This is a genomic window from Blautia sp. MSJ-9 (genome assembly GCF_018919065.1).
GTDB lineage: Bacteria > Bacillota > Clostridia > Lachnospirales > Lachnospiraceae > Blautia_A.
In genome coordinates, this window is the sequence record NZ_JAHLQG010000036.1 from 43,774 (window position 1) to 63,036 (window position 19,263).

17 protein-coding genes and 1 pseudogene are annotated in these 19,263 nt (G+C 40.7%); 17 read left to right on the forward strand and 1 reads right to left on the reverse strand.

The genetic code is table 11. From position 1 onward, the window contains the following. Positions 1-12: 12 nt before the first annotated feature. From KQI87_RS10145 to KQI87_RS17240, 10 genes and pseudogenes are all read left to right on the forward strand, one after another. Positions 13-1,056, forward strand: coding sequence for a pyridoxal phosphate-dependent aminotransferase (locus tag KQI87_RS10145; protein WP_216460044.1), 1,044 nt, complete (start codon positions 13-15; stop codon positions 1,054-1,056). A gap of 16 nt (positions 1,057-1,072) precedes the next feature. Next, positions 1,073-2,581 (forward strand): cobyric acid synthase, encoded by a 1,509-nt coding sequence (locus tag KQI87_RS10150; RefSeq protein ID WP_216460045.1) that lies wholly within the window; start codon positions 1,073-1,075, stop codon positions 2,579-2,581. 92 nt (positions 2,582-2,673) lie between these two features. Next, positions 2,674-3,318: a precorrin-8X methylmutase gene (locus KQI87_RS10155; RefSeq protein ID WP_216460046.1), complete on the forward strand. Its 645-nt coding sequence runs from the start codon at positions 2,674-2,676 to the stop codon at positions 3,316-3,318. Positions 3,319-3,792: 474 nt separating this feature from the next. Then, on the forward strand, positions 3,793-6,213 hold the full coding sequence (locus KQI87_RS10160; RefSeq protein WP_216460047.1) for an N-6 DNA methylase: 2,421 nt from the start codon (positions 3,793-3,795) through the stop codon (positions 6,211-6,213). 13 nt (positions 6,214-6,226) lie between these two features. Continuing rightward, positions 6,227-7,387, forward strand: a complete 1,161-nt coding sequence (locus KQI87_RS10165; RefSeq protein ID WP_216460048.1) for a DUF262 domain-containing protein — start codon at positions 6,227-6,229, stop codon at positions 7,385-7,387. A gap of 1 nt (position 7,388) precedes the next feature. Beyond that, positions 7,389-8,000 (forward strand): hypothetical protein, encoded by a 612-nt coding sequence (locus KQI87_RS10170; RefSeq protein WP_216460049.1) that lies wholly within the window; start codon positions 7,389-7,391, stop codon positions 7,998-8,000. A gap of 453 nt (positions 8,001-8,453) precedes the next feature. Next, positions 8,454-9,317, forward strand: a complete 864-nt coding sequence (locus tag KQI87_RS10175; RefSeq protein WP_216460050.1) for a pyridoxamine kinase — start codon at positions 8,454-8,456, stop codon at positions 9,315-9,317. A gap of 22 nt (positions 9,318-9,339) precedes the next feature. Then, complete coding sequence (locus KQI87_RS10180) at positions 9,340-9,888, forward strand: TIGR04002 family protein (RefSeq protein ID WP_216460051.1); 549 nt, start codon at positions 9,340-9,342, stop codon at positions 9,886-9,888. Positions 9,889-10,006: 118 nt separating this feature from the next. Next, on the forward strand, positions 10,007-10,612 hold the full coding sequence (locus tag KQI87_RS10185) for a TIGR04100 family radical SAM protein (RefSeq protein WP_216460052.1): 606 nt from the start codon (positions 10,007-10,009) through the stop codon (positions 10,610-10,612). Between the two features lie 169 nt (positions 10,613-10,781). Next, a pseudogene (locus KQI87_RS17240) lies at positions 10,782-10,901 on the forward strand (AAA family ATPase); the annotation flags it as partial. A gap of 11 nt (positions 10,902-10,912) precedes the next feature. On the opposite strand, the gene KQI87_RS17555 reads toward KQI87_RS17240, so the two are convergent. Beyond that, positions 10,913-11,059, reverse strand: coding sequence for an SWIM zinc finger family protein (locus KQI87_RS17555; protein ID WP_216460103.1), 147 nt, complete (start codon positions 11,057-11,059; stop codon positions 10,913-10,915). A gap of 191 nt (positions 11,060-11,250) precedes the next feature. Between KQI87_RS17555 and hemA the strand changes: the two genes are divergently transcribed. The 7 genes from hemA (at position 11,251) to KQI87_RS10230 (ending at position 19,263) form a co-directional block, all read left to right on the forward strand. Next, the gene (gene hemA, locus KQI87_RS10200; RefSeq protein ID WP_216460054.1) at positions 11,251-12,480 is read left to right on the forward strand and encodes a glutamyl-tRNA reductase; all 1,230 of its coding nucleotides are present in this window, start codon (positions 11,251-11,253) and stop codon (positions 12,478-12,480) included. Beyond that, positions 12,470-12,961 carry a precorrin-2 dehydrogenase/sirohydrochlorin ferrochelatase family protein gene (locus tag KQI87_RS10205; protein ID WP_216460055.1) on the forward strand — a complete coding sequence of 164 codons (492 nt, stop codon included), beginning with the start codon at positions 12,470-12,472 and terminating at the stop codon, positions 12,959-12,961. Before hemA ends, KQI87_RS10205 begins: the two co-directional genes overlap by 11 nt. Further along, positions 12,954-13,859, forward strand: coding sequence for a hydroxymethylbilane synthase (gene hemC / locus KQI87_RS10210; protein ID WP_216460056.1), 906 nt, complete (start codon positions 12,954-12,956; stop codon positions 13,857-13,859). Before KQI87_RS10205 ends, hemC begins: the two co-directional genes overlap by 8 nt. A 3-nt stretch (positions 13,860-13,862) precedes the next feature. Next, positions 13,863-15,371 (forward strand): uroporphyrinogen-III C-methyltransferase, encoded by a 1,509-nt coding sequence (gene cobA / locus KQI87_RS10215; RefSeq protein ID WP_216460057.1) that lies wholly within the window; start codon positions 13,863-13,865, stop codon positions 15,369-15,371. Between the two features lie 185 nt (positions 15,372-15,556). After that, positions 15,557-16,540, forward strand: a complete 984-nt coding sequence (hemB, locus tag KQI87_RS10220; RefSeq protein ID WP_118509564.1) for a porphobilinogen synthase — start codon at positions 15,557-15,559, stop codon at positions 16,538-16,540. Beyond that, complete coding sequence (gene hemL / locus KQI87_RS10225) at positions 16,540-17,814, forward strand: glutamate-1-semialdehyde 2,1-aminomutase (RefSeq protein WP_216460058.1); 1,275 nt, start codon at positions 16,540-16,542, stop codon at positions 17,812-17,814. The genes hemB and hemL overlap by 1 nt, the downstream gene beginning before the upstream one ends. A gap of 381 nt (positions 17,815-18,195) precedes the next feature. Then, the gene (locus KQI87_RS10230) at positions 18,196-19,263 is read left to right on the forward strand and encodes a lactonase family protein (RefSeq protein ID WP_216460059.1); all 1,068 of its coding nucleotides are present in this window, start codon (positions 18,196-18,198) and stop codon (positions 19,261-19,263) included.

Genomic DNA, 19,263 nt, shown 5'->3' on the forward strand with positions numbered 1-19,263 from the left:
CAGGAGACAACAATGACGAAACATATACATGGCGGCGATGTTTACAAATATAACCATTGTCTGGATTTCTCAGCGAACTGCAATCCGCTGGGAACGCCGCAGAGTGTGAAACAGGCAATTATGGACAGTGTGGATGAGCTCAGCGATTATCCACGCGTAGGGTGCGGTCCGCTGAAAGAAGCAATCGCAGCCTATGAACATACACAAAAAGAATATCTGATCTGCGGCAACGGAGCCGCAGACCTTATTTTTTCCCTTTGCAGAGCGCAGAACCCGAAGAAAGCACTCTTACTGGCGCCGACCTTTGCAGAGTATGAACAGGCACTGGTCAGTGTGGGATGTGAGATTGCCAGATATTATCTGGAAGAAACAGCGGACTTCTGCGTGAGAGAAGATTATCTGCAGATTCTGCAAAAGGAAAAACCGGATATTATTTTTCTGTGTAACCCGAATAATCCAACAGGGATCACCATGCCGCAGGGACTTCTGGAAAGAATTCTCAGAAGCTGTGCGAAACTTGGAATCTTTATGGTGGTAGATGAATGTTTCTTGGATTTCGTGAGAGAACCGGAGAAACATTCTCTTAAAAAAAAGCTGGAAGAGTATCCGAATCTCTTTTTGCTGAAAGCGTTTACCAAACGTTATGCGATTCCGGGAGTGCGTCTGGGATATGGCTTTTGTTCGGACAGCAGTGTGCTGGAGCGGATGGAAGCTGTGACACAGCCATGGAATGTATCTACAATGGCACAGCAGGCAGGACTGGCAGCGCTTGAGGAAACGGAATATGTAGAAGAAGGCAGACAGCTTATTTTCCGGGAATCTGCATGGATGAAAGAGAAGATGACACAGCTTGGTCTGAAGGTATATCCGTCAGAAGCGAATTATATTTTTTTCCATGGTCCGGCGGATCTGTTTGAACGCTGTGTACCAAAGGAAATCCTGATTCGTGACTGTAGCAATTATCCGGGACTGGAGAAAGGATATTTCCGTGTTGCAGTAAAGCTGCATGAACAGAATGAGAAACTGATACAGGTACTGACTGAGGTACTTGATTAAGAGAGGGGACAAAGAAATGGCAAAAGCGATTATGGTGCAGGGCACAATGTCCAATGCAGGAAAAAGCCTCCTGGCAGCAGGCCTGTGCAGGATTTTTAAGCAGGATGGCTACAGAGTGGCACCTTTTAAGTCACAGAATATGGCGTTGAATTCTTTTATTACAGAAGAGGGTCTGGAGATGGGCAGGGCACAGGTGATGCAGGCAGAAGCAGCGGGTATCAAGCCGTCTGTACTAATGAACCCGATCCTGCTGAAGCCTACCAATGATGTGGGTTCTCAGGTGATCGTAAACGGAGAAGTTCTTGGAACCATGAGTGCCAGAGACTATTTCAAATATAAGAAGAAACTGGTGCCGGACATTATGAAAGCATATGATGCGCTGGCAGCAGAGAATGACATTATCGTCATCGAAGGAGCCGGAAGCCCTGCAGAGATCAATCTGAAAACGGAAGATATCGTAAATATGGGAATGGCAAAGATGGCGAAAGCTCCGGTACTTCTGGTCGGAGACATTGACAGAGGCGGTGTCTTTGCACAGCTCATCGGTACGGTGGAACTTCTGGAGGAAGATGAACGTCAGATGGTCAAAGGACTGATCATCAACAAATTCCGCGGAGATAAGACAATCCTTGACCCAGGTGTGAACATGCTGGAAGAGAGAAGTCATATTCCGGTAGTGGGAGTTGCGCCTTATCTGAATATTCAGGTAGAAGATGAAGACAGTCTGACGGAACGTTTTGACAGAAAACAGGAAGTAGATCTGATCGATATCGCGGTGATCCGTGTGCCGAGGATTTCCAATTTCACAGATTTTAACCCATTCGAAAGTATTCCGGGGGTTTCCCTCCGTTATGTGCAGCATGTCAGTGAACTGAAGACTCCGGATATGATCATCCTGCCGGGAACTAAGAATACGATGGAAGATCTTCTGTGGATGCGTGCAAATGGTCTGGAGGCAGCAGTTCTCAAAGAAGCTGCAAGAGGAAAGATCATCTTTGGAATTTGCGGTGGCTATCAGATGTTAGGTGAGACGTTGAGCGACCCTCATCATGTGGAAGCAGGTGGCACTATCAAAGGAATGGGACTTCTTCCTATGGACACTGTATTTGCGGAGAATAAGACAAGAACCAGAGTATCTGGAAAATTTTTGAATCTGGATGGAGAACTGGCGGCACTTTCCGGCGCAGAGCTGGAGGGTTACGAGATTCATATGGGAGAGACCGGCTTGAAAGAGAATGCCGGACATTGCGTATCTATTGAGGATCATGTGTCAGGGACTGTGAAAGAAGATGGCGCATACTGTAAAAACGTCTGTGGAACCTATGTACATGGAGTCTTTGATAAAGAGGATGTGGCAGAAGCAGTTGTCCGTGTGCTTGGTGAGAAGAAAGGTCTTGATGTGTCTCAGATGACAGGGGTTGATTTCGCAGCATTTAAAGAGACGCAGTATGATATTCTGGCAGCGGAGCTTCGCAAACATCTGGATATGAAGAAAATTTATGAGATACTGGAGCAGGGGATATAGGCTGAATCAGTATAGCGAAAATTTATCGTGCCGGAAATAGAAGTAACTGTTATATGAATGATACGGGAAATATGGAGTTTGGGAGATAAGAAATGAAAGTAGAACTGGAAAATGTAAAACCAATGGATATAGAGAAACGCAGCTTCGAGATCATTACAGAGGAACTTGGCGATACAAAACTGATCCCTGGAACAGAACTGATCGTAAAAAGATGCATTCACACAAGTGCAGATTTTGACTATGCAAAGAACCTTTGCTTCTCTGAAGATGCCGTACAGAAAGCAATCGCAGCCATCAAAGACGGTGCCTGCATTGTAACAGATACACATATGGCAGAATCCGGGATCAACAAGAGAGTTCTCTCCCGTTACGGCGGCGAGGTATTCTGTTTTATCTCTGATGAAGACGTGGCAGCAACAGCCAAAGCGAATGGGACTACAAGAGCAACAGCAAGCATGGATAAAGCGGCAGCACTGGGAAAGAAACTGATCTTTGCCATCGGAAATGCTCCGACCGCGCTGGTACGTCTCTATGAGCTCATCGAAGACGGCAAACTTGATCCGGAACTGATCATCGGCGTACCGGTAGGATTCGTAAATGTGGTACAGTCCAAGGAACTGATCATGCAGGCAGATGTGCCGTATATCGTGGCAAGAGGAAGAAAAGGCGGCAGCAATATCGCGGCATGCATCTGTAATGCACTGCTTTATATGCTTGATAATAACAGAGGATATTGATTTAAATAAAGAGAATTCGAAAATTTGTAAATATGAGGATGATTTGCAGTGATTAGTAAAAATTGTATACAAGTTAATTACAATGTTTTAATGTTCAAAATGCAATTGCTAAATATGTAATTATTTTATTTGAGAGTATAATAAATTCCTACAAAAATATAGAAAATTAGTTTAATTTTCTTTACAAATATTTGAAGTTAGCATGATGTACATCATAAAATATATTGCTAAAATATAGCGAATAGTAATATTAGAGATATTATTCTAGTGAAAATGTACTGCCTAGCTCAAGATAGAACAAATGTTTATTGCTTCGATTATATATGATATAATAAGAGTCTGGAAACATTGTAGAAAGAATAAAATAGATGGATATAATTAATATAATCCTGTAAGAAATGTGCTTGATATTTAAAAGGGTTCAATGAAATATTGGAGTAAATACTTTTTCTTTATGGAAATGGAGAATAAAGAATGGCAGTTACTAAGATTGAAAAATATACTGAAAAATTAACAGAACAAGAAATGAAAATAGGTGAATATGGCGAAAATAGTTTTGGCTTTGTATATGTCCAGGGAGAAAATACTCCTAATTCTAACATTAATGAGGCATTGAAATCTGCTGGAGGTAAACCAAAAGTCTGTTCTTTGACGGATTTTGATATTCATGGAACAGGAAAAGCAAAGCCTGAATATATTATCACTCTTAAACGTGATCTAAATACATTACTTGTTGTAGAATGTAAGAATACAGTAAAAAAACATAAAAGTGAGCAACTGGATCACCCAAAAGACTATGCAGTTGATGGCGTATTATATTATGCGAAATATCTTAAAAATAGTTTTAATGTGATTGCAATTGGAATTTCTGGAACTAAAAAAAATGAACTGCAGGTTGATGCATATTATTGGCCTAAAAACCAGGAATCTTTTACAGAACTTGTTAAAGCAAAAAATATTATTTTGGAACCAGAAAATTATTTGAAATTGGTACGGGGAGAGAGGGTTCAAAAAGAATATAATTTGTCGGAAGTTAAGGCGACAGCAGTGACCATTCATAATTCATTGCGTATAAATAAGATGACAGAAAAATTGAAACCGTTATTTATTGCAGGAATTCTTATAGCGTTGCAAGATAATCCATTTAGCCATGACTACGATCAAATTACAAGTTTTGATACACTGTTAGATAGTTGTTGTTCTGCGATTAGCCGTGTACTTTCTGATGGTGAAATTGGATATGATAAAATTGATGAAATTAAAGGAAAATTTGGTGAAATTAAGGCAGTAATTAAATTGAAAGCTACGCCTCTTTCAGATGACCACTCTTTGCGTTGGTACATTAATCAACTTGAAATGAAAATAAAACCTATGATGGATTATGTAGGGAATACAATAGATGCTCTTGGAATTTTTTATCATGAGTTTATTAGTTATTCGTCTGGAGATGGTAACTCTCTTGGCATTGTATTAACGCCACAGCATTTAACAGAGTTTATGGCTGAGCTGATAAATATAGATAAGAATTCACATGTTGTTGATATTTGTTGTGGTAGTGGTGCGTTTCTTGTAACTGCTATGGGGAAAATGTTTAAGCAAGCTACATCCCAAAAAGAGATTGAATATATTCGAAAAAATAATCTTTATGGTGTTGAGCAGGATTCAGATATTCATACGCTTGCTCTTGCAAATATGATTATGAGAAGAGATGGAAAATCCCATATTTTTCATGGAGATTGTTTTGATAATGAAACAATAAAGAAACTTAAAAATTTAAAAGATACTAGAGGAAATAGTATAGTGTTAAATAAAGGTTTACTGAATCCACCATATTCTCAAAAAGATCATGCAGAACTTGAATTTTTAGAGCAAGAACTTGATATTATTTGTCAGGGTGGTGAGGTTGCTATTGTATGTCCTACGAGCTGTGCTATTGGAACAAAATTTAAAGATATACGGTCACGTTTGATGAGTAAACATACATTAAAAGCTGTTTTTTCGATGCCGGAGGATATTTTTTATGGACAAGGCGCGGGAACGTGTGTTTGTGTTATGATTTGGGAAGCTGGAAAACCTCATAATTCGGAGATCTCTACGTTTTTTGGTTATTATAAAGATGATGGATTTGTTAAACGAAAAAAACTTGGACGAATAGATGCATATAACAAATGGGACAATATAAAAGCAAGATGGTTACATTTATATCGAGAAAAGGAAGTTGTTGATGGATTCACAATAAAAGCTTGTGTTTCTGATAAAGATGAATGGTTATGTGAAGCGTATATGAAAACAGATTATAAAAAGTTAAATGATTCAATTTTTGAACAATCTATTAGAGATTATTTGGCTTTTCAGGTAAAAAATGGAATAACGGTTTTAAATTCGAAATATGCGGCTTCTGAACTAATAAAACTTAGTGATCCTAAATATTGGAAAGAAATGCCACTTTCTGACTTATTTTTGGTGTCAACGTCCAAAGATCCAAATTTACAGAATAGTAATCGTGGAACAACTCCGTACATTTCGTCTTCAGCAGATAATAATGGACTGACAGCTTATGTGGATACAGAGCCATCACAGGCAGCAAATACTTTGACAATTGCGCGTAATGGGTCTGTTGGATCGACCTTTTTTCAACCTGTACCTTATGCTGCATCACCTGATGATGTTAGAATTTTAACTCCTAAAGAAAATGTAAAAATAAATGTATATTCTGGACTATTTATAAAAACTGTTATTGAGTTAGAAAAATTTAAATATGCATATGGAAGAAAATTAGGGACAAAGAGAATAGAAAAAGTTATTATTAAGTTACCGGTTGACCAGTATGGAATGCCTGATTTTAATTATATGGAAAAATACATTAAATCACTTCCTTATAGTGATAGAATATAAAGGAGAGGGAATTATGGAGAAAATGGAAATGGGAGTTAATATGAATGTTGAAGAGGATAAAGAAGATGAAGCTCTTCAACTTCTTGCCGAAAATACAGAAATTGAGCAGGAACAAAAAGATTTTGTAGAGAATGAATTTGTACAAAAGCGAAGTCTGCTCCAAAAAACTAAAATTGTTCGTCAAACATGGTCTATTGCTGAAATTTATCAAAAAATAAAGGATAAGAAACTTATTCTTGATCCTGATTATCAACGTCGTGTAATTTGGGGAAGTGATAAAAAGACAGCGTTTATTGAATCTCTTTATATGGAAATTATGATTCCACCAATTTATGTTGTTGAAATTCCTGGGGAAGACATTCTTGATGAAACAAAGTATGAAGTAGTTGATGGCAAACAACGATTAACAGCTATAATGGATTTTATAAAAGGTTCATTGCAGTTAAATGAACGTGATCTTGAATATTATGCTGATATTTTTGGCGGAAAAACATTTTCTGAGGTTCGTGAAATTGACCCTGAAAGAACATCTCAAATGCTATCGTCAATACTTGATATTTATGTAATTACAGCTAATTCGCCGGAATTTACAAAGTATGATATTTTTGCCAGATTGAATCGGGGTGCAGAAAAGCTAAAAGTAAATGAAATTAGGCGAGCTATTTATAAGTCAGAAATTACTGGCTGGATTACGGATTTTGTTGATTGTCAACAGAAAACAAATAAAGAATTTTATAACACTATTTTTACGGCCAATGATATTAAGAGATATGAAGATTATGGGCGCTTTTACAAATCTCTTGCATTTTATTTACGTTCAAATATTGAAGAAGGTGTTGTTGAAGGCTACAATTCTAGACCTCGTGATATGATCAATAATGTACTGCAAGATATACAGAAAGGCAACAATTCAATAAAGAAAGAGGAGCTACTTCTTTTGCTGAATGTAACACTTGAACTGAAAAGGACTTATGGAAATATTCCTAATGCAGATTATGTAATTGACGCTCTTGTTCCTTTTATTGATCTAATCAATAATAATGGAGCACTTATAGGATTAGATAGGATATTTTCTGATGAGTTAGTTAAAAATACTCTTGAAAAATCACCTGCAACTACAAGTAATGTGAATAAGCGACTTTGTCGAGTGAAGAAGTTGATAATGGAGAAATGATATGAATGGCATAAAAAGCATAGATCAAAATACTTTATCTATTCAAATAAAATCACTTATGATTTATGAATTTCTCAAAGAGTATAATAAACTTGAACGGATGATTAGGGGAATATTTGAGAAAAATATTCCCTTATTGCCAAATACAGTCATTCAACAACTTTATTTTTATAGCGGAGGTCGAATTGGAACATATATTGATGTTGAAGAAGAATCTGTAAAGTTATCTGCTATAAAGTATAAGGATAATGATTTGTTTAAGGAACTTACTATTAACCAGATTGTAAAAATTTTTAAAAAGAATTCTTGTCTAAAAGCATTTAACTTTGAAATATCATCTGTTCAAAGAGCAACTACGGAATATTCTTTTTATGATTGTGCGATCCGACTGCTGAATATGCGCAATATATTGGCACATGAGATGGTAGATATCCAGTTTAAAAATAAAGATTTGATAGAGTTGTTAACTTTTGACCAACTTGAGAAACATAATTTTGAAATATTACAAAATTATGATATTCATGTAATGGATAATATGACACAGTATATTGCAAGTAATATTGTGTATATGCGTAAAATTATTGATCATTTAAGAACATTGATGGAAGAATAGAATTAGGGTGATTACATAGTGCAATAAAAATTAGAACTATATAAAAATAACAATTTTTACAAGTATAATACTATATTTATAAATGAAAGTAGATTGTTAGCTATAGGAATTAAGTAGTATATGAACACGGAAATTGTTACTTTTTATGAATGAACATGATGAGCATGATAAGAAATAAAATGGAAATTGCGATAGTTTTTTAATAGAAATAAAACCGACATAAAACTGATCTCTAAAAAAATTACAAAACTGAATATATTCAGATGAATAATCTGATGCTATAATAATAAGATCAGAATGGAATAATAAAAAATCATTCTAATTTTGTTTCGAAAATCTGGAATTTAATCCAATTAGGTGAGTTTCCTGCTTTAATTGCGAAAAGTAATAGTGGATGTAAATTTTTCTTAATTTTCGGAACAGATTTACGAGAAAGTAAGAGGTACAGATAAATTGAAGAAAATTGCAGTCATTCATGATCTGTCCGGTATGGGAAAATGTTCCCTGACAGCGGCGATCCCTGTAATTTCTGCTATGGGAGTGCAGGCCTGTCCTCTGCCTACAGCAGTTCTGAGCAATCAGACAGGATACGGCTCTTATTTCTGTGATGACTACACAGACCGTATGGAGCAGATCATGGAAGAATGGAAGAAAATGGGATTTCAGCCAGATGGTGTTTACACAGGATTTCTGGCAGATGCCAGACAGGTAGATGTGATCCTGAAATTTGTGGATATGTTCTGTACAGAACGGACACATATTCTGATCGACCCGGTAATGGGAGATCAGGGACATGTTTACAAAACTTATTCCGAGGAATTATGTGAGAAGATGCGTGTGCTAGTACAGCATGCGACTGTGATCACACCGAATATTACGGAAGCACTGCTCCTTTTGTATGGAGAACAGGGAATGAAAGAGAAAATGGAACTTTTTTCCTGTATGAAAGAAGAGCAGCTGCTTAGTGAGACCGAAGAACTGGGAAGAAAACTGGCAGCTCATTTTGGACTGGAGTCCATTGTCATTACAGGAGTAGATATCCTGTGTGAGGATGGCAGTGTAAAGATGGGAAATCTTGTTGTAGAGAAAGACGAAGCAGCCTGGTATTTCTCTGTGAAGGAAGGTGGAAGCTATTCCGGAACAGGAGATCTGTTCGCTTCTGTACTTAGTGCAGGAATGGTAAAGGGCATTTCCATGAAGAAATGTGTGCAGAAGGCAATCGCTTTTCTGTCAGGAGCCATTCATGACGCAGTGCTGGAAGGAACAGACAGAAATGACGGTGTTTGTTTTGAAAAATATTTAAAAATGCTGGTATGATCCAGCCGAGGAGGAGAAGTTTATGTCAGAAGTAACAACAACGAAACAGGATGTACAGACTTCTGTTACATTGAGAAGGATTACGGCAACTGCAGTAATGGCAGCTCTCACTACATTGATGACTGCCTATATTTTTCATATTCCAGTAGGTGTAAATGGCGGATATGTACATCTGGGTGATACGATGATCTATATTGCAGCAGCATTTCTGCCACTGCCTTATGCATGTGCGGCAGGCGCGATTGGCGGAGGTCTAGCGGATCTTTTGACTGCACCGGTATGGGCACCTGCAACGATCATTATCAAGATGCTGATCTGTCTTCCATTTTCTTCTAAAGGAAAGAAACTTGTTACAAAGAGAAATGTGATCGCATTGTTTCTTGCATTTATGATTTCTGCAACAGGATATTATGTGGCAGAAGGAATTATGTTTGGATTTACTGCATCTTTCTTTACATCTGTCAGTGGAAGTATTGTACAGTCCGGCGGAAGTGCAGTTATGTTCCTGATCATTGGAGCTGCGCTTGACAGAGTTGGATTTAAGACCAAGATCGCAAATGTAGGAAAATAAAAATATCAGATATCAGCAGAAGAACAGTTATATAAATGACAAATAAATTCTGTGTATCGCGAAATATGTTACTGTGCACGAAGTGAACAGTAATTATAAAGATTGAAGGGAACACAAAATGACAACAGATATCATTTACAGATATAAAAACCAGGTATATTTTAACATTACCAACAAATGTCCCTGCAGATGTACTTTCTGTATCAGAAATACAGAAGACGCCATCGGTGAGGCATCCAATCTCTGGTTCGACCATGAACCGAGTCTGGAGGAAATTTACAAAGCAATCGACGAATTTGATTTTACAGACTGCAATGAGGTAGTTTTCTGTGGATACGGAGAACCGACTATGGCACTGGAGAATCTGATCGAAGTAAGCAAATATGTGAGAGCAAGATATCCATTTAAGATCAGACTGAATACCAATGGGCTCTCAGACCTGATCCATAACCGTTCTACAGCGAAGGATGTCTGTCAGGCAGTAGACAGCGTATCCATCAGCTTAAATATGCCGGATGCAGCTTCTTATAATGAAGTAGTCCGCCCGGCATACGGAGAGAAATCTTTTGATGCAATGCTGAAATTTGCAAGAGACTGCAAACAGTATATCGACGATGTACGCTTCACTGTTGTAGATGTGATCGGTGAGGAGAAAGTAGAGCAGAGCAAGATTGTGGCAGCACAGAACGGAATTCCGTTAAGAGTAAGAAAATATTCACCGTGACAGGTGAGAAAATAAGAGAGAGGGATTTGTATTGTTGTTATGACAGCAGTGCGAAGCCCTTTTTGGTCTCAATTTTACTTGGCAGGCATATGGGATTCATGTTATCATTAAAGTAATAAAGATGTGTAACAGTGAGAGTATATGTTTTGTAAGTAGAGGAGTGCACCAAATGGCAGGATTAAAAAAACTTCCCATCGGAATTGAAAACTTTGAAGAAATACGACAGGAAGACTTTTATTATGTAGATAAGACACGGGTAATCGAACAGCTACTTACTGAATGGGGAAAACAGAAAAACAATCAGCATACGGGACACTTTTGCGCAAAAGCCGACAAAATTAAAGTATGGAATTGCCTGTTATAAGAAGAAATGTAAAGTTGTGATGGAAATACAAAAATAATATGATGACAGCCATAACTATCCTGACAGCTACAAGATTTTTCGATTTTGCAGCCTGTTCAGGATAGTTATGTTTTTGTGTGTTTGCATTGACATACCAATAAGAAATGTTTTATGATATTTCTGTTGGCATTTTGTGTCGGCTGCATTTCATATCAAATAAGCAGAGTGCGGAAATCTGTTTATTTGATGTGAAATGGATGAGGAATAAAGGGGATACGAAGGAGAATTAAGAATTATGAGCATTTCCATGATTGGAATAGACCATAATATGGCACCGGTAGATATCCGTGCGCTTTTTGCTTTTACAAAGAAGAACGCCGGAGAAGCCATGGAGAAAATAAAGGAGCAGGAAGGCATCTATGGGTGCGTGATCCTGTCTACCTGTAACAGACTGGAAGTATGGGCAAGTGTAGACGATGATGAGGAAGTCTGTCTTTATGACTGCCTTTGCCAGTTAAAAGGAATTACAGAAGATTCTTACAGAGAATATTTTGTAGAGAGAAAGAATCAGGAGGCAGTGGAGCATCTGTTTTATCTGACCAGTGGACTGAAATCCCAGATCATCGGTGAAGATCAGATTCTTACCCAGGTAAAGGATGCGCTGAATCTGGCAAGAGAGAACTTTGCAGCAGATGGTGTTCTGGAAGTTTTATTCCGAATGGCAGTTACTGCGGGAAAGAGAATTAAAACAGAAGTTCCTTTTTCACATGGAAATCCATCTGTGATCCATCAGGCAATCGGATTCCTGACAGATAACGGTTATTCACTGAAAGATAAGACATGTATGGTGATCGGAAACGGTGAAATGGGAAAGGTAGCTGCACAGGCATTAAGAGAAGCTGGGGCAGATGTGACTGTGACTATTCGCCAGTACAGAAGCGGAGTTGTAAATATTCCGTTAGGCTGCAAGCGTATTAATTATGGGGAACGAATGGAGTATATTCCACAGTGTGACCTGGTGGTAAGTGCAACTGCAAGTCCGAACTATACATTAAAAGAAGAATTATTTCAGGGACTTCAGACAAAGGAGAATCTGATTCTGATCGATCTGGCAGTTCCGAGAGATATCGAGCCATCTATTGGAAAGATACAGGGGATTACACTTTATGATATGGACAGTTTCCGTATTAAGGAAATTCCGGCAGAACTGCAGGAGAATCTGGAGGCAGCAGGTGCCATTGTAAGAGAACAGATGGATGAATTTTTCCAATGGCTGGACGGAAGAGACCTGATCCCGAGGATTCAGGAGATCAAGGACGAGGCAGTCAATGACCTGAATTTAAGGATTGCGAAAATATTGAAGAAGACACCGATGGAAGACGATGACAGACAGAATCTAGTAAAAGCAGTGGACACTGCGGCCGGAAAAGTGGTGAACAAATTAATTTTTGGTTTACGGGACAGTCTGAATCAGGAAGCTTTCCTGGAGTGTGTGGCAGGACTGGAGAAAATATATGAAGAATAAGCCTTACTTTCCAATGTTTATAGATTTATCGGATAAAAATATCGTGGTAGTGGGCGGTGGCAATATTGCGACACGAAGAGTGAAGACGCTGCTGTCATTTACGAGGAATATCCGTGTGATCGCGCCGAAAGTTACCATGGAGATGATGGAACTTGGCAAGGCTGGTTATGTGCAGCTGATCACACGTCCGGTAAAACGTTCTGATTTTGCTATGGCGTATATGGTAATCGCCGCTACAAATGACCGGAAACTGAATGATGAGATCCACAGGATCTGTAAGCAGGAGGGCATCTATGTCAATGTTGCCAGCGACAGAGAACAGTGTGATTTCTATTTTCCGGGAATTTATATGCAGGATGGATTAGTTGTGGGGATCACAGCAAGTGGTCTGGATCATAAGAAAGCTCGCAGAGTAAGAGAAGAAATACAGAAAGCACTGGAGAGAGTGGCGCAGGAAGACGAGGAAGAGAACGATGACTAAGGTGATCATTGGCAGCAGAGAGAGTAAACTGGCAGTTCTGCAGAGCGAGATGGTAAAGAGTTACATAGAGCAGAATAATAAAGCAAACAATGGTTCCGGAGTATCTGTAGATATTCTGACTATGAAGACTACAGGAGACATTATTCTGGACCGTACACTTGATAAAGTAGGCGGAAAGGGACTTTTTGTAAAAGAACTGGACAGGGCATTGATGGATGGCAGAAGTAATCTTTCCGTGCACAGTCTGAAGGATATGCCTATGGAAGTGCCGGAAGAACTTCCACTGCTGGCTTTTTCAAAGAGAGAGGATCCGAGAGATGTGCTGGTGCTTCCGGAAGGAGTGGCAGAACTGGATCCGGAGAAACCGCTGGGATGTTCCAGTTTAAGAAGAACTCTGCAGTTAAAGAAATTGTATCCTGATATGGAAGTGAAGAGTATCCGCGGAAATCTGCAGACAAGACTGCGCAAGCTGGATTCCGGGGAGTATTCCGGACTGATCCTGGCAGCAGCAGGGCTGAAACGTCTTGGGCTGGAGCAGAGAATTAACCGGTATTTTACACCGGATGAGATGCTCCCGGCAGCAGGTCAGGGAATCCTGGCAGTGCAGGGACGTAAAGATCAGGATTATTCTTATCTGGATGGATACTGTGACAGAGACGCATGGATCGCAGGAAGTGCAGAACGTGCATATGTGAAATATCTGGACGGAGGATGTTCCTCTCCTGTGGCTGCATTTGCAGAAGTTAATGGAGAGGAGATCTTTATTCGCGGTTTATATTACAGTGAAGCAACAGGAAAATGGATCACAGGACAGATTAAAGGTGCTGCACAGGAGTGTGAGAAACTTGGTATCGCACTTGCGAAGCAGCTTAAAGAGGACTGTGAGAGGGGAGAATAAAAAATGGCAGCAGGTAAAGTTTGGCTGGTCGGTGCAGGACCGGGAGATATCGGACTCTTTACATTAAAGGGTGCGGCAGTTCTGCAGCAGGCAGATGTAGTAGTATATGACAGTCTGGTGGGCGAGGGAGTCCTTGCAAGGATCCCGGAGCATGCAAGGCTGATCAATGTAGGAAAGAGAGCAAGCCATCATACGATGGTACAGGAGGAAATCAACAAAGTTCTTCTGGAAGAAGCCCAGAAAGGGAATAAAGTAGTAAGACTTAAAGGCGGAGACCCGTTCCTCTTTGGCAGAGGCGGCGAGGAACTGGAGCTTCTTTCCGAGAATGGGATTCCGTATGAGATCGTGCCGGGAGTGACTTCTCCGATCTCTGTTCCGGCTTATAACGGGATTCCGGTGACTCACAGAGACTTCTGTTCTTCCCTGCATATTATTACAGGGCATAAACGTGCAGGACAGGAATATGATATTGATTTCAGGGCACTGACCCAGACAAAAGGAACTCTGGTATTCCTGATGGGAATCGCTGCACTGGAAGATATCTGTAAGGGACTTCTCGATGGAGGAATGGACCCGGATATGCCGGCTGCAGTACTTCAGAAAGGAACTACCGCAGGACAGAAGCGAGTGGTCGCAACCGTAAGTACTCTGAAAGCAGAAGTGGACAGACAGGGAATCGAGACACCGGCCATCATTGTTGTCGGAAAGGTCTGCTCACTGGCAGATAAATTTGCCTGGTATGAGAAACTTCCGCTGGCAGGCTGGAAAGTGCTGGTGACAAGACCGAGACAGCATATCTCAAAAACTGCAGATCTGCTCCGCAAAAAGGGTGCAGAGGTGCTGGAACTGCCGTCTATCTGTACAGTGCCTGTAGAGGATAACAGTAAACTGTATGAGGCATTTGAGAAGCTGAATACTTATCAGTGGATCATTTTTACAAGTCCGGCAGGCGTAGAAATCTTTTTTGACGAGATGGACAGAAAAGAGATGGATGTGCGCAGTCTGGGACAGGCAAAGATCGCAGTGATCGGTGAGGGCACGAAGAAGAAACTGAAAGAGCATCATCTTATGGCGGATTTTGTGCCGAGTGTGTATGATGGAGATACCCTTGGAGCAGAGCTTGCAAAAGAACTGCAGGGAAATGAGAAGATTCTGATCCCGAGAGCAGAAGCCGGAAATCAGAAGCTGCCAGAACTGCTGGAGCAGGCAGGTGCGAAAGTAGATGATATTGCTACCTACACAACCCGCTATGAAAAGAGCAGACTGATCGATGAGAAAAAAGAATTTGAGACAGGCAGTGTGGACTGTGTTGTATTTACCAGTGCTTCTACTGTAAAAGGCTTCGTGGAGGGAACTCTGGGGCTTGATTATACGACTGTAAAGGCTGCATGTATCGGAAAGCAGACGAAAGCTGCTGCAGATGCATATGGAATGCAGACACGGATGGCGAAGAAAGCAACCATTGAGAGCCTGATCGAACTTGTAGAAGAAATGAGACAGGAAAATTGTTGATAAAATTATCGTAACTATTCAGTATCTCATGGAATAGCAGGTTGCGGAATAGTTACAAATTATCAATAAAAATATATTTATATTTATTGTCTGGATCAGACTTTTGTCTGACATTCTGCAATGATTTCTGTGAGGGTGAGCAGAGATTCTGATATCAGGCGATAACAGTAAAAGGAGTGGAAGAAATGGACTTAATTCAGAGACCGAGAAGATTAAGAGGCAGTGAGAAACTGAGAAAGATGGTAAGAGAGACAAGAATGGACAAGTCCTCCCTTATCTATCCATTATTTGTAAAAGAAGGAACAGGGATTGAAGAAGAGATCCCATCCATGGAAGGACAGTACCGTTACAGTGTAGACCGTCTTCCTTTTGAACTGGAACGTCTGCAGAATGCAGGTGTAAACAACATTATGCTGTTCGGCATTCCAGATCACAAAGATGAAGTTGGAAGCGGAGCATATGATCCGAACGGAATTGTACAGAAAGCTTTAAGAGAAGCGAAGAAGCAGTTCCCGGATATGTATTATATCACTGATGTATGTATGTGCGAGTATACTTCTCATGGTCACTGCGGAGTTCTCTGCGGTCATGATGTAAATAATGATGCTACACTGGAATTACTGGCCAAGACTGCGGTTTCTCATGTAGAAGCAGGTGCAGATATGGTTGCACCGTCTGATATGATGGACGGACGTGTACGTGCCATCCGTGAGGCACTGGATGCAAACGGACATTATGAAGCACCGATCATGTCTTATGCAGTAAAATATGCGTCTGCTTTCTACGGACCATTCCGTGATGCAGCAGGTTCTGCACCGTCCTTTGGTGACAGAAAGAGCTATCAGATGGATTTCCACAACAGAAGAGAGGGCATGAAAGAAGCTCTGACAGATGTGGAAGAAGGCGCAGATATCATTATGGTAAAACCTGCAATGTCTTATCTGGATATGGTTTCTGAGGTTTCCAAGGCAGTAAATGTACCGGTTGCTACCTACAGCGTAAGTGGCGAGTATGCAATGGTAAAAGCTGCCGCAAAGATGGGCTGGATCGAGGAAGAACGTATCATGTGTGAAATGGCAGTCAGCGCTTACCGTGCAGGTGCGCAGATATACCTGACTTATTATGCAAAAGAACTTGCGAAATGCATGGATGAAGGGAGAATCGGCTGATGGGTTTATCAGAGGAATTATTTGACAGAGCAGTGAAAGTAATCCCGGGCGGTGTAAACAGCCCGGTACGTGCATACGGTCCGATCGGTATGGCACCGAGATTTATTGACCGTGCAGACGGATGTTATATTTATGATGTTGAGGGAAATGAGTATGTGGATTATATTGATTCCTGGGGACCGATGATCCTGGGACACAATTTCCCGGAAGTAAAAGAAAGCGTGTTGAAAGCATGTGAAAAAGGTCTGAGCTTTGGATGCGCAACTGCAATTGAAGTGGAGATGGCAGAGTTTATCTGTGATCATATTCCGCATGTAGATATGGTGCGTATGGTAAACTCCGGTACAGAGGCTGTTATGAGTGCAGTCCGCGTTGCCAGAGGATTTACAGGAAAGAATAAGATCATTAAGTTTGCAGGATGTTATCACGGACACAGTGATGCCATGCTGGTAAGCGCAGGTTCCGGTGTTATGACAAGCGGTGTGCCGGACAGTGCCGGTGTGCCGAAAGGATGCACAGAGGATACCATGACAGCTGTTTATAATGATCTGGACAGTGTACGTGCTCTGATGGAGCAGGCAGATGGCCAGACTGCTGCAGTGATCGTTGAGGCTGTCGGAGCCAACATGGGTGTGGTCCCACCTAAGAAGGGATTCCTTGAAGGTCTGAGAAAGCTTTGCGATGAGTATGGTGCGCTTCTGATCTTTGATGAGGTTATTACTGGTTTCCGTCTGGCTTTCGGCGGTGCTGCTGAGTATTTCGGAGTGAAACCGGATCTGGTTACTTATGGTAAGATCATTGGTGCGGGTATGCCAGTTGGTGCTTATGGCGGAAGAAGAGAGATCATGGAGCTGGTTTCTCCGGTTGGTAAGGTTTATCAGGCTGGTACTTTAAGCGGTAATCCGATTGCTATGGCTGCGGGACTGACTCAGCTGAAATATCTGTATGAGCATCAGGAGATTTATAAAGATCTGGAGAAGAAAGGGGAGAGACTTTACGGCGGAATGGAGAAGATTCTGGCTGAAAAAGGACTGCCTTATCATGTGAATCATGTATCTTCTTTGGGAAGTCTGTTCTTTACGGAGCAGGAGGTTGTGGATTATACTTCTGCCAAGAGTGCGGATATTAAGGCGTTTTCTGAGTACTTTAAGGGGATGCTGGCACAGGGGATTCATCTGGCACCGTCTCAGTTTGAGGCTATGTTCCTTTCTGTGGCACATACAGATGAGATTATTGACAGAACACTTGAGGCTGTTGGAAATTGTTTTAAATAAGAATGAAAAAATGGCTGCTGTTTCAGAGATGGGATGGCAGCTTTTTTGATAAAGGGGCGCCCGGCAGAAAAATAGTTTGGTTCAGGTGCGGTTTCGCGAGCTGGAAATCAGAGATGTGGAATGTAGTTAAAGGAGAGGGAAGAATCGGGAATTGTTAGAACCGGGTAACTTTGGATTTGGAAAAATACATAAAAATAGGGTGTGCTGTATTGTGAGCATTGGCAAAATGTGCTATAATATCGACATCATATGGCAGTGCCGGCCAGAACAAATAGGCAGAAGATTAGTGCATCGGGAATTGAACAGCCATGATTTATGAAGGATTAGATGGCTGTTTAATTGATGATGTATTGAAAAGGACAGCAGGAGGCAAGAAGCATTATGAGTGAGAAAAAATATGTAGCTTATGTGGGTTGTTACACACATGGCTCTTCCAGACAGGGAATTCATGTTTATGATGTTGATGTGGAGAATGGTATTCTTACAGAGCGCAGCAGTGTTGAAGTAAGCAATGCGTCCCACATGGCTGTTTCGAAGAATGGTAAGTATCTTTATTCTATCGAGGATGAGGGTGTTGCAGTGTTTGAACGTGATAAGAACGGTGATCTTTCACGTATCAACAGTGTGAACATTGATGGAATGAGAGGCTGTTTCCTTTCTACAGATGTTGACGGCAAATATCTTTATGTTGCCGGATACCATGACGGTAAGGTGACCGTTGTACATACTCATAAGGACGGCAGACTGGGAAGTCTGATGGATGGTGTGTTCCATACAGGACTTGGAAGTGTTGCAGAGCGTAACTTCCGTCCGCATGTAAACTGTGTTCGTCCGACTCCGGATAATAAGTATCTCTGTGCGGTAGATAATGGAATTGATCAGGTGAAGATTTATCGTATTAACAAGCAGCGTGATAAGCTGGAGTTAGTAGATATTCTTAGATGTCCGAGAGAGAGCGGTCCGCGTATTATCCGTTTCAGTGATGATGGTAAGTTTGCTTATATTTTGTTTGAACTCAGTAATGAGATTAAGGCTTACAAGTATGATGGAAGTGGTAAGGCTCCGGAGTTTGAGCTGGTTCAGACGATTGAGACAAGTGCGAAGAAAGATGTACATGATACACATAATGCGGCATCCGGACTGTCGCTTGCAAATGATGGCAAGCATCTGTTCTGCACAACAGCAGGTGAGGATACAGTTTCCATGTTTGAGCGTGATGAGGAAACTGGTATGCTGACAAGAAAGTTTACACTTCCGATCAGCGGCGAATATCCGAAAGATCTGGTACTTTTACCGGATGACAAGCACCTGGTACTGGCTAATCATGCAAGCAATACACTGACTACTTTTACAGTGGATTATGAAAAGAATATTATCGTAATGAATGGCAAGCCGATTAAGATTGCACAGCCGAACAGCATCAGAATCTGGCCGGTTCCGGAAGAATAA